Below are 11,467 nucleotides of genomic sequence, written 5' to 3'. Positions count from 1 at the left end.
GAAAGGGGGAGGGCAGGGGGTCAGTTGGTGAGCAGGATGCCGGTCATGAGGACGCCTCTCGCCAGGTTGAGGACCTCCTCGCAGCCCGGGTAGCCGACGCGCGCCAGGGCGCCCGAACCCGTTCTGCCGAACAGGTACGGGGCGAGGCTGTAGGGGACCTCGGCGGTGACCGTCTCCCCCGTCTCGATCTGCACGAAGTCCATGGCCACCCGGTCGGCCTCGTGGTAGCGCTGGAGGATGTTGCCGCCCGCGTCGATCGCGGCGCGGACCCCGTCCTCCCACGCCACCGGGCTCATGGCCCGGCCGATCAGCACGCCATGCCCGGCCGAGCCGCCGGCCGGCTTGGCGACCAGGTCGGTTCGCTCGGCGAGGGCCCGGTCGAGCTGGTCGGCGGTGAGCGCCACGGTGTGCGGCACGTACCGGCGGACCAGCTCCCGGTCGGCCTCGGACAGCAGGTCCAGGTCGGCCCAGAGCCAGGCGTAGTTGAGCTTGTTGCTGAGCAGCCAGGCCGCGCTGCTGACGAACATCGGCAGGGTGCCGGCCGCGAGGGCGCCGGCCACCGCGTCGAGGCCGGCGCTGGGGGTGACCCGGTTGGGCACGAAGAGCCGGAACAGCGCGTCCACCGGGGCGCCGCCGACCACCAGGCGCCGGTGCTCGTCCAGGCGGGCGGTGCGGACCGGGGCGATGACCAGGTCGATACCGAAGCGTGCGGCCTGGCCGGCGAGCGGCGACAGGATCCGGATGAACGTGTCGGGGTCGTCGAGGCCCGGGTACTCGGCGTCGAAGTCCATGAGCAGCGCCACCCGGGCGCCGTCGGGCAGGCCGAGGGTGTCCCGGATGGCCACGAACCGCTGGTCGAGCAGGGACGGCGCGGGCCGGACCGGCAGGCCGTCGAGCAGGCCGTGCTCCCGGTAGAGCTCGGCGTAGCGGTAGATCACCGTGTCGGCGTCGAAGCCGCCCCCGAGGCTGCTGTCGATGTTGTACTCCACGATGCACGGCACACCGCCGGAGAACAGCACGTCCGGCCGGTACGCGGCGAGCAGCCCCTCGTGCAGCGGCTCGTCCTCGTCCAGCAGCCGGGTCTCCCCCGCCGGCACGTCGAGCAGCCGGCGCAGCTCACCGGCGGTGGCGGCCCGGCGCCGGCAGGCCTCCAGGATGAGCTGGGCGATCCGGTCGCAGACCTCGTTCAGCTCGCGGAACGCGTCGGCCGTGAGCACCGGGGGCCGGGCCAGCCGCCACTGCTTGTTGTACGTGGCCCGGCCGTGGAAGATCTTCTCCCAGGCACCGGCGCCGGCCGCCACCATCGCCGTGCGGGTCGGCTCGGGCAGGTCGGTCCACGCCTGCCCGGCGGGCGGCCACGGGTAGTTCGCGTCCATCGTTCATCCGTCCTTACAGGTCAGTTGGATGGCGGCGGTGAGCTGGTCCCGGCCGGGTTGCACGGCCCGGTCGAGGGCGGGCGCGAACGGCAGCACCGCGCCGTCCGGCCGGGTGACCCGGCGGGGCGGCGCGGCGAGCGCGACCCGCTCGACGACGGTGGCGATGATCTCCCCGGCGATGCCGCAGGACCGGTTGGAGTCGTCCACCACCACGAGGCGCCCGGTGCGGGACACCGAGTCGAGCAGGCCGTCCCAGTCGAACGGGTACAGCGTGCGCGGGTCGAAGACCTCCACCGAGACCTGGCCGGCCAGCTCGTCGGCGACGGCCAGGGCGTCGTGCACGAGGTGCCCGACGGCGACCACCGTGACGTCGGCCCCCGGGCGGCGCACGATGCCACGGCCCAGCGGCACCGGGGCGAGATCGGTGACGTCGTCCCGCACGTCGAGGGCCCCGGCGGGGGCGAACACCACCACCGGGTCGTCGCAGCGGATCGCCGAGACCAGCAGCCCGTACGCGTCGGCCGGGGTGGCCGGCACCACGGTGGTCACCCCGACGTGGGCGAAGAGGCTGTACGGGTGGTCCGAGTGCTGCCCGGCCCAGCCGGTGCGGGAGCCGGAGCCGGGCACCAGGTAGGTGACCGGCACGGCGCACTGACCGCCGGTCATGAGCGGGAACTTGTGCGCGTGGTTGACGATCTGCTCGAACACCAGGAAGAGCAGCGACGGGATCTGGAACTCGATCACCGGGCGCGCCCCGGCCAGCGCGGCGCCGGTGGCGAAGCTGGTGAACGCCTGCTCGGACAGGGGCGTGTCGAGGACGCGCTCCGGGCCGAACTTCTTCAGCAGGCCGGTGGTGACGCCGGCGGCGGCCACCCGGATGTCCTCGCCGAGCAGGAAGACCGACTCGTCGCGGGTCATCTCGTCGGCGAGCGCCCGGGTGAGCGCCCTGCGGTAGGAGAGCCGGGGCATTCAGCCACCTCCGGTCCGGGCGGTGAGCCCGCTGGCGTACAGGTGGTCGAGGGCGGTGGCGGAATCGGGCGCGGGGCCGGCCAGCGCGAAGTCCACCGCCGCGGCGAGGGTGGCTTCGACCTCGGCGTCGACCGCCGCCCGGGCCTCGGCGGGCAGCCGGGCCCCCTGGATGAGCACCGGATCCCGGAGCCGCGCCGCCGCCACCTCCTCGGGGGGGCGGTAGTCGAGGCGTACCCGGTGTTCGAAGGTGTGGTGGGCGTCGAACCGGTAGGTGCGGGCCTCGACCAGCTCGGGGCCGCCGCCGGCGCGCATCCGTGCGACGGCGGCGGCCGTGACCTCGCGTACCTTCTCGGGGTCCTGGCCGTCGACGGCGGTGGCCGGCATGCCGAAGGCCGCGGCGCGGCCGGCGATGGTGCCGGCGACCGCGCCCTCGACCGGCATGGTGGTGGCGTAGCCGTTGTTCTCGCAGACGAAGAGCACCGGCACCCGCCACAGCGCGGCCAGGTTGAACGCTTCGAGGAGCATCCCCTCGTTGACCGCGCCGTCGCCGAAGAAGGTCGCCCCGACCACGTCGTCGCCGCGCCGCCGGCGCGCCCACACCGCTCCGGTGAGGATCGCGCCGGCGGCCCCGACGATGGCGTTGGCGCCGAGCACCCCGACGCCGAAGTCGGCGGCGTGCATCGACCCGCCCCGGCCGCGGTTGAGCCCAGTGACCCGGCCGCACAGCTCGGCGAGCATGCGGGCCGGGTCGGCGCCCTTGGCCAGCACGTGCCCGTGCCCGCGGTGGGTGCCGGTCACGAGGTCCGCCGGGCGCAGCGCCGCGCAGACGCCGGCGGCGACGCCCTCCTGACCGAGGTACGGGTGGATGCCGCCGACGATCTCCCCGGCGTCGACCAGCGCGATGGCCCGCTCCTCGAAGCGGCGGATCAGCCGGACCGTCCGGTAGAGGCCGACCGGGTCGGGACCGGTCACGCCGGACGACCCTCCTTGATCGCGGCCAGGATGCCGTCCCAGAGCTGTGCCCGGGCCGCGAGCGCGGCGTTGACCGTGTCGGCGCACTCCTGCCACCTGCCGTCGTCGTCGCCGCACAGGTCGGCCAGCATCTGCATGGCCATGGGGGTGTGCTGCTCGCCGTCGACCTCGATGTGCCGCTCCAGGTAGTCGACGAACGTGTTGAGCCGGTTGCTGCGCTCGTTGACCGCGACGACCTGGGTGAACATCTCCGGGATGAGGTCCTCCCGGCCGAACGCGAAGGCTGCCGCCTGGCAGTGCACCGGGGTGCTCTCGATGATCCGCCAGGTGGTGGCGGCGAACGCGGCCGAGGGCGCGGGCACGCCCGCCTCGGCCAGCGCCCCGCCGACCGGCCGGCCGGCGCGCAGCAGGTCGACCAGCCGGTCCACGGCGCCGGTGTCCGCGCCGGCCTCCCGCATGCCCCGCACGTACAGCTCGAAGTGGCTGATGTAGCCGTCGCCCAGCTCGTCGCTCTCCTCGACCATCACGATGTCGTTGATGAGGCGGCGGCTGCCGGTCGGGCCGGTGGGGATCCACGGGACGGTGACGCAGGTGAGCTGGCGTTGCAGCGACTTCAGCAGCGACATGAAGTCCCACACCGCGAAGACGTGGTGCTCCATGAAGGTGACCAGCGCCTCGTGGGTGTCCAGGTTGGCGTAGAGCGGGTGCTTGACCACCACGTCGCGGCGGTCGGTGACCGCGCGTTCCAGCCGCTCGATGCCCGGGTGCGTCCGGCCCCAGTCGTACCGTGACATTCTCAGCCTCCCTGCGGGGCGCGGTCGCGCCAGATCACCGGGCAGAACTCGGGGTCCGCGTAGTCGGGCCGGCCCTCGGGGGTGCGGCGGACCAGCACGTCGTGGTTGTACGCGGCCAGGGTGCCGTCGGAGAGCGGGTACTCCCGCCAGGCGTTGGCGCCGTCTTGAAGGTGCAGCGAGATGGCCCGGCGGGGGCGGCCGCTGACGTTCGCCCCGCTGCCGTGGTAGACGCGGCAGTGGTGGAAGCTCATGTGCCCCTTCGGGATCACCATGGGCACCTTGCGGATCTCCGCCTCGTTGTGGGCGGCGTTCTCGGCGAGCATCTCCTCCAACTGGTCACGGTCCCGGTCGGCGAAGTGCCGCACCACGGTGTCGTCGGCGCCGATCTCCCGCCAGCGGTGCGAGCCGTCGACGATGGTGATGGTGCCCATCTCCTCGCCGCAGTCGTGGAACGGGATGAACGCGGTGAGCATGTTCTCCGAGGAGGACGACGCCCAGTAGTGCTTGTCGAAGTGCCAGGGCACGATGTTGGACGGCTCGCCCGAGATCGGCGGTTTGTAGATGAGGGTGGACTGGAAGATCCGGATCTCGGCGGCCCGCGCGAGCCGGGCGGCGACCGCACCGATCAGCGGCTTGCGGAGAATCCGGCCGATCGCGTCGTGCTCGTGGTGCACGTAGTCGTTGTGCCGCTGAACGTCGCCCCTGGTGGGCTCCCAGTAGGCCAGCTTCGGCGGGCGGACGGGCAGCCGCCGGTCCCGCTCACCGCCGTAGTAGCGGTCGGTGGCGGCCGCGAGGGCGTCCACCTCCTCGTCGGTGAGCAGCTTCCCGCTCAGGTACCAGCCGTGCTCGGCGTAGTGCCGCACGTCCTCCTCGGACGGCAGCAACGCCTCCTCCTCGGCGGTCAGCCCCGGATGTGTCGTGGTCATGCCCGAACCCCTCCTGCCGTCCCGGCCGCGACGGCGGGGGTTGCCCCCGCCGCGGCGAGTTCGCGTTCCTTGGCCTCGTAGAGCGCCTTGATGTTGCCGCTGCCGAAGGTGCGCGCCCCGCGCCGCTCGATGACTTCGAGGAAGAGGGTGCGGCGCACGTGCATCGACTCGGTGAAGATCTGCAGCAGCTGCCCGTCGTGGTCGGAGTCGACCAGGATGCTCAGGTCGCGCAGCCGGTCCAGCGGCGCGTCCACCTTGCCGACGCGCCGTTCCAGGTCGTCGTAGTAGGCGTCCGGGGTGCCGGCGAAGCGCACCCCCCGGCCGGCGAGGGCGCCGACCGCCGTGACGATGTCGTCGGTGCGCAGGCCGAGGTGCTGCACCCCGGCGCCGGCGTGCCAGCGCAGGAAGTCCTCGATCTGCCCGGGCCGCCGGCCGGTGTCCGGCTCCAGCAGCACGAGGGTGACCCGCCCGGACGGGCTCTGCACCACCTTCGAGTTCATGGCCTGTCCGGCGACCTCGATGTGCTCCTCGAAGATCTGCGCGAAGCCGAAGACCTTCTCGTAGTGCCCGATCGTCTCGTCGAGCTGGCCGGGCGGCACGCAGACCGCGAGGTGGTCGATCTCGGCGAGCAGCGGCGTGTCGCCGCCGCCGGGCAGCTCCTCGATCGCCCCGGGCAGGAACCGCGTCCGGTCGCCGCGCCGCTCGACCAGGCGGTGCAGCACGTCGCCGAAGCCGCCGACCTCGGCGGTCACCACCTCGGCGTCCGCGCCCGTGAAGGTGCGCGGGGCGGTCATCCCGGTCGCGCCCCGGGCCACCAGCTCCGCGTACGCCCCGGCGGCGTCGTCGACCTCCAGGGCCACCACGGCGATGCCGTCGCCGTGCCGGTGCACGTACGTCGACGCCGGATGCTCGGCGGTCAGCCCGCTGGTCAGCAGCATCCTGATGTCGGCCTGTTCGAGCAGCAGCGAGCGCTGCCCGGCCAGCCCGGTCTCCGGGCCGCCCTGGCCCCGCAGCCGGAAGCCGACAGCGGTGTCGAAGTAGAACGCGGCCTGGCGGGCGTCGCCCACGTACAGCTCGATGTGGTCTATTCCGTTGATGTCCATCGGTAGCCTTTCCCCCTGTTTCCCCCCGTGACCGCGACCCGGGCGTCCGCCCGGGATGGAGTCCGATCAGTTCGTCGTGGCCGGTGCGTCGGCCCGCCGCACCGGGCGGTCGCCGGCGACCCGGCGCAGCAGCAGGCTGACGTTCTGGCCGCCGAAGCCGAACGAGTTGGTCAGCGCGTGCTCGGCGCGGGTGGCCCGGGGCGCGCCGCGGACGTGGTCCGCCGCGCAGTCCGGGTCCGGGTCGTCGAGGTGGTAGGTGGGCGGGAGCAGCCCGCGCCCGAGGGCGAGGGCGGTGGCCGCCGCCTCCAGCACGCCGGAGGCGCCGAGCAGGTGCCCGGTGAGCGCCTTGGTGGAGCTGACCGGCACCCCGCCGGCGCCGAACACCGCGGCGAGGGCGGTGGTCTCGGCGATGTCGCCGAGCTTGGTGCCGGTGCCGTGCGCGTTGACGTAGCCGACGTCGGCCGGCGTCACGCCCCCGCCGGCCAGCGCCCGGCGCATGCACGCGGCCGCCCCGGCGCCGTCCGGCCGGGGCGCGGTCGGGTGGTGGGCGTCGGTGTTGACCCCGTAGCCGGCGACCTCGGCGTAGCCGGTGACCCCCCGGGCGGCGGCGTGCCCGGCACGTTCCAGCACCAGCAGCGCCGCCCCCTCGGCGAGCACGAACCCGTTGCGCCGCTTGTCGAACGGGCGGCTGGCCTCGGTGGGCTCGTCCCAGCCCCGGGCCAGGGCCCGGGCGTTGCCGAAGGTGTCGGCGAAGGTCGGGAAGAGTGGCGCCTCGCTCGCCCCGCAGACCACCACGTCGGCCTCGCCGGCCCGGATGAGGCGTACCCCGTCGGCCACGGCCTGTGCCCCGGAGGCGCAGGCCGTGCCCACCGCGGAGCTGTAGCCCCGGATGCCGTGGGCGATGGCGATCCGGGCCGACGGCATGTTCGGCAGGATCCCAGTGAGCAGGTACGGGCTGACCGCCGCCCGGCCCCGCGCGGCGCGCGCCAGGACCTGGCTCTCCAGCGTGGACATCCCGCCCACCCCGCCGACGATCACCCCGATCCGCTCCGGGTCGACGTCGCGCCCCACCTCGATGCCGGCGTCGGCGAGCGCCTCGGCGGCGGTGATCAGGGCGAGCACCACGATCCGGTCGAGCACCTTCGTCTCCGGGCCGGAGGCGACGCTGCGCGGGTCGATCTCCGGCAGGACCCCGGCCACCTCGAGGCTCTCCCGCGCCGGGTGCCCCTCGGGCGGCCGGCGCAGCCCGGACCGGCCGGTGGTGAGCGCCGTGAACGTCTCCTCGACGCCCCGGCCGGCCGGGGTGAACAGCCCCATGCCGGTGACGACGGCGCTCATGACGGGGCCTCGGCGAGATAGCGCTCGCGCAGCGCCACCTTGCGGACCTTGCCGGTCACGGTGACCGGGAGGTCGTCGGCGCGCACCGGCACCACCCGGCGCAGCGTGGCCGCCAGGTCCGGCCCGAGCGCCGCCCGGATCCGCGCGGCGCGGTCCTCGGCCGGGTCCGCCCCGGCGGCCAACTCCAGCAGCACGTCGGTGACGATCGTCCCGCCGTCGGAGACGAGCACCACCGTGCAGTCGCTGACGTCGGCGCAGGCGGCGAGGATCCGCTCCTCGGACAGCGCCGTGAAGAACCGCTTCCCGTCACCCGTCTCGACCGAGTCCACGGCCCGGTCCAGGTGGTAGTAGCGGCCGTCGGCGTCCGCCCGGACCAGGTCGCCGGTGAGGTACCAGCCGCGCAGCCGGGACCGGTAGGTCGTCACCGAGTCGTTCCAGTAGCCGCGGAACAGCGACGGCGAGTCGATGCCCAGCCAGCCGACCTGCCCGGGCGGCAGCTCGTTGCCCGCCTCGTCGAGCACGGCCACCCTCGTGAAGCGGTACGGGCGGCCGACGCAGCGACCGTACCGGGCGGTGTCGACGGTGTGGGTGATGTGGAACATCGAGTGGCCCATCTCGCTGGAGCCGAGCCCGTCGATGAAGACCGAGCCGGGCACCCGGGTCACCCCGTCGCGGGTCATGACGTCCCGCGAGCCCACCTTGACCAGCCGCCGCACGTGCGGCTCGTGCGAGCAGTCGCCGGTGTTGAACCACAGCCGCACCGACTCCAGGTCGTACGCGGACAGGTCGAAGCGGGCCAGCTCGGCCCAGGTGACGGAGAACCCGAACACGCCGTCGGGCCGCCAGCGCTGGATCGCGTCGAGCACCCGGTCGCCGCCCTGCTTGGAGAGGAGGTACATCTCCGCCCGGTTGCCCAGCGCCTGGTTGACCATGAGCACGGTCGCGGTGTGCGGGGCGGGCAGCGCGTTGAGGATCCGGGTGGTGCCCTGCGCCTGCGGCATGGCGAGCAGGTGCCGGGTGGCGGCGAAGAGGCTGGCGTGCGAGTGCAGCACCGCCTTCGGCACCCCGGTGGTGCCGGAGGTGTGGGTGATGACGACCGGGTCGTCGTCGTGGTGCCGGTAGTGCGGCGGGGCCGCGGCCGGGTCGCCGCCGCCCGCCTCGGCCGGCTCGCCGAGCAGGGGTACCCCCGGGTCGTGGCCGCGCAGGGCGGCGGCGTGCGCGGCGTCGGCGAGCACCCCGGCGGCGCGCATCCGGCGGATGTACTCGGCGGCGATCTCCGGGCGCAGCCGGCCGTTCATCAGCGCGGGGATCGCGCCGAGCCGGGCCAGCGCCAGGAACGACAGCACCATGTCCGCGGCCGCGCCGGTCCACACGGCGACGGGGTCGCGGGGCCGGACACCCCACTCGTGCAGCCGGGCGGCCCGGGCGGCGACCAACTCGTCGAGCCGGCCCAGGGTCAGCGGTGTCCCGGCCGGGTGGCCGTCGACCGCGGTGTCGAAGGTGAGTCCCGGCCCGCCCGGGTCGGCCCCGTGGGCCAGCACCCGGGCGAGCACGTTCCCCGCGCCCAGCTCGCCGTCGGCCGCCAGGGCGCCGCGCAGTCCCTTAGTCCTCATTGACGTGTTCCCTCCCCCAGCAGCACCGCGGTCGCCTCGCCCGGCGTTCCGTCCGGTGCCTGTTCGATCAGGACCAGCAACGCCTGCGCGGCGTCGCCGTCGTACAGCAGCAGGTCCGCCTCGGCGGCGCCCTCGGCCCGCGGGTCCCCCGCCGGGCTCAGGCAGACCACCGGCCCGTCCAGGCCCCAGCGCGCCGCGACGTGCCCGGCCACGCTGTTCGGCACCGACTGGAAGAAGAACAGCGGGCCGACCCGGCCGCCGGCCGCCACGGTGGCCCGGACGTGCGCGGCGCTGGCCCGGTCGCCGCTCGCGCTGACCAGCACCACGGCCGTCCGGTTGCCGGCGGGCAGCGGCCCCGACCCGTACCGGGCGCGCAGGCAGCGGTCGGCCACCGCCACCACCAGCGGCGCGAACGCCGAGTGCACGAAACCCGGCACCGCCGGCGGCGGCCCGTCCCCGGCCTCCGGCCAGCGCGCCTCGGCCAGCACGGCGGCGGTCACGGCGCACCGACCAGCAGGGCGGTGTTCGCCCCGCCGAACGCGGCGTTGAGGGTCAGCGCGTGGGCGGTGGCGGCCGGGCGCGGCGCGTCGGTGACGACGTCCAGCGGGCAGCTCTCGTCGGGGCCGAGCCAGCCGGCGTTGACCGGCAGCTTGCCGTGCCCGAGCGCGAGCACGGTGACCACCAGTTCGAGCAGCCCGGACGCCTCCAGCGCGTGCCCGTGCACCGCCTTCGTGGAGCTGACCGGGATCCGCCCGGCCGCCGCGCCGAACACCCGGACCAGCGCGGCCGCCTCCGACACGTCGCTGTACGGGGTGCCGGTGGCGTTGGCGTTGACGTAGCCCACCGCCGTACCGGGCAGCCCGGCGCGGCGCAGCGCCGCCTCGACCGCCCGGGCCAGGCCGTGCCCCTGCGGGTGCGGCTGGCACGGGTGGTACGCGTCGCCCGCCCGCCCCCAGCCGGCCACGGTGGCCAGCGTGGGCGCGCCCCGTCGGGCGGCGGCGCGGGCCGACTCCAGCACCACCGCGACCACCCCGTCGCCGAGCAGGAGCCCCTGCCGGCCGGCGCTGAACGGTCGGACCGCCCCGTCGGCGGCGAGCGCCCGGCCGGCGTCGAAGAGGGCGAACTGGTCCGGCTCGACCAGGTAGCCGGCGGCCACCACGACCCGGTCCAGGTCGCCCCGGCCGATCAGGGTCGCGGCGTCGGCGACGGCGGTGCTCGCCGACACGCAGGCCGTGGTGTAGACGCGGGCGCGGTCCCCGAGGCCGCAGCGGCGGACCAGGTGACCGGCGAGCGCCGGCACCTCCGGCCCGGCGTCCCCGCCGTCCGGCGCCGGCAGCGCGTGCGGGCCGCCGTGCGCGGCCAGGAACAGCGCCGCTCCGGCCCGGTGCGTGCGGTCCAGCGCGGCCGCCCGGCACGCGCGGTCGACCGTGTCGGCCAGCTCCTCGGCGAGGGTGCCGACCTCCGGCAGGGTGGCCGCCACGGTGACCCGGCGGCCGGCCGTGTCGAAGCGGCGCACCGGTGCGAACGCCGGGGTGCCGGCGAGCACCCCGGCGAGCAGCGCGTCGGCGCCCCTGCCGAGGGCGCTGAGCGCGTGGACGCCGGTGATCCGTACAGTCTCCCGCTCAGCCATCTGCGGGAACGGTCAGCGAGGTCTGGAACACCGCGAGGGCGTCGTCGACGGTGCGGATGCCGGCGAGCTGGTCGTCGGTCAGCTCCAGCCGGCGGTCGTAGCGCTGCTCGACGAGGTGCACGAGCCAGGCCAGCTCCATCGAGCCGACCCGGTCGGGCACCTGGTCGGCGGGTTTCGCGGTCAGTTCGGCGAGCATGCTCACCAGGTCAGCTCGCCCCAGGTCGGGCTGACCGGTCATCACGCGTTGTCGCTGTTCGCGGCCACCCGGTCGGCGACCATCGTGGTGAACTCGCCGACCGTCATGAGGGCCAGCTTCTCCGACTCGTCGTCGGCGAACTTCAGGCCGTACCGGTCCTCGACCCGGACCGCGAGGTCGGCCAGGGCCAGCGACTCGAGGTCGACGCCGGAGGGGCCGAGGGTGGTGTTGTCGTCGACGTCCTCGACGTCGTAGTTCATGTCGGCGAGCTGGTCGATGACGAAGGCGCGGACCTCGTCTCGCATGGCGTTAACCTCTTTCCGTGAACCAGCTACCGGTGCCCGGTCGGGACACCGTGTACGTGTGGACCGACCGCACCGCCGGCGACCAGCGGGAGCTGGCGCGGCGGCTGCTGAGGCGCGCGGGTGGCGCGTTGCTCGGCCGGCCCGGGGCGGAGATCGGGGTGGGACGGGCACCCGGCGGGCGCCCGGAGGTGTACGCGGCCGACGGGCGGGCGCTGCCGGTCAGCGTCAGCCACGCCGACGGGGTG

General features: G+C 74.8%; 12 protein-coding genes and 1 pseudogene. 1 reads left to right on the top strand and 12 read right to left on the bottom strand.

Annotation, left to right across the window (positions count from 1 at the left end; all coding sequences use genetic code 11):
• Window positions 1-20 precede the first annotated feature (20 nt).
• The 12 genes from F8274_RS26860 to F8274_RS26805 all read right to left on the bottom strand — a co-directional run bounded on the left by F8274_RS26860 (window position 21) and on the right by F8274_RS26805 (window position 11,222).
• Entirely contained in the window at window positions 21-1,376 is a 1,356-nt protein-coding gene (locus F8274_RS26860; protein WP_151465151.1) for a hypothetical protein, read from the bottom strand.
• 3 nt (window positions 1,377-1,379) lie between these two features.
• Complete coding sequence (locus F8274_RS26855) at window positions 1,380-2,345, bottom strand: alpha-ketoacid dehydrogenase subunit beta (RefSeq protein WP_151465150.1); 966 nt, start codon at window positions 2,343-2,345, stop codon at window positions 1,380-1,382.
• Entirely contained in the window at window positions 2,346-3,317 is a 972-nt protein-coding gene (locus F8274_RS26850; protein ID WP_151465149.1) for a thiamine pyrophosphate-dependent dehydrogenase E1 component subunit alpha, read from the bottom strand.
• Window positions 3,314-4,111 carry a DUF3050 domain-containing protein gene (locus tag F8274_RS26845; RefSeq protein WP_151465148.1) on the bottom strand — a complete coding sequence of 266 codons (798 nt, stop codon included), beginning with the start codon at window positions 4,109-4,111 and terminating at the stop codon, window positions 3,314-3,316. Before F8274_RS26845 ends, F8274_RS26850 begins: the two co-directional genes overlap by 4 nt.
• Window positions 4,112-4,113: 2 nt before the next feature.
• Window positions 4,114-5,037 (bottom strand): phytanoyl-CoA dioxygenase family protein, encoded by a 924-nt coding sequence (locus tag F8274_RS26840; RefSeq protein ID WP_151465147.1) that lies wholly within the window; start codon window positions 5,035-5,037, stop codon window positions 4,114-4,116.
• Entirely contained in the window at window positions 5,034-6,140 is a 1,107-nt protein-coding gene (hppD, locus tag F8274_RS26835; protein ID WP_151465146.1) for a 4-hydroxyphenylpyruvate dioxygenase, read from the bottom strand. The genes F8274_RS26840 and hppD overlap by 4 nt, the downstream gene beginning before the upstream one ends.
• A gap of 66 nt (window positions 6,141-6,206) precedes the next feature.
• Window positions 6,207-7,478 (bottom strand): beta-ketoacyl synthase, encoded by a 1,272-nt coding sequence (locus F8274_RS26830; protein WP_151465145.1) that lies wholly within the window; start codon window positions 7,476-7,478, stop codon window positions 6,207-6,209.
• Entirely contained in the window at window positions 7,475-9,091 is a 1,617-nt protein-coding gene (locus F8274_RS26825; RefSeq protein WP_151465144.1) for a class I adenylate-forming enzyme family protein, read from the bottom strand. The genes F8274_RS26830 and F8274_RS26825 overlap by 4 nt, the downstream gene beginning before the upstream one ends.
• Entirely contained in the window at window positions 9,088-9,591 is a 504-nt protein-coding gene (locus tag F8274_RS26820; RefSeq protein WP_151465143.1) for a beta-ketoacyl synthase chain length factor, read from the bottom strand. The genes F8274_RS26825 and F8274_RS26820 overlap by 4 nt, the downstream gene beginning before the upstream one ends.
• A complete protein-coding gene (locus tag F8274_RS26815; RefSeq protein WP_151465142.1) occupies window positions 9,588-10,721 on the bottom strand; it encodes a beta-ketoacyl synthase in 1,134 nt (377 codons plus the stop codon). The genes F8274_RS26820 and F8274_RS26815 overlap by 4 nt, the downstream gene beginning before the upstream one ends.
• The gene (locus tag F8274_RS26810) at window positions 10,714-10,959 is read right to left on the bottom strand and encodes an acyl carrier protein (protein WP_151465141.1); all 246 of its coding nucleotides are present in this window, start codon (window positions 10,957-10,959) and stop codon (window positions 10,714-10,716) included. The genes F8274_RS26815 and F8274_RS26810 overlap by 8 nt, the downstream gene beginning before the upstream one ends.
• Window positions 10,959-11,222, bottom strand: coding sequence for an acyl carrier protein (locus F8274_RS26805; RefSeq protein WP_151465140.1), 264 nt, complete (start codon window positions 11,220-11,222; stop codon window positions 10,959-10,961). The genes F8274_RS26810 and F8274_RS26805 overlap by 1 nt, the downstream gene beginning before the upstream one ends.
• A gap of 17 nt (window positions 11,223-11,239) precedes the next feature.
• Between F8274_RS26805 and F8274_RS26800 the strand changes: the two are divergent.
• Window positions 11,240-11,467: pseudogene (locus tag F8274_RS26800) on the top strand (4-phosphopantetheinyl transferase); the annotation flags it as partial.

Origin of the sequence: Micromonospora sp. AMSO31t, from assembly GCF_008868175.1 — a bacterium.
Lineage (GTDB): Bacteria > Actinomycetota > Actinomycetes > Mycobacteriales > Micromonosporaceae > Micromonospora.
The sequence above is the reverse complement of the archived record's forward strand: the minus strand, read 5'-3'. Positions and strand labels throughout refer to the sequence as shown.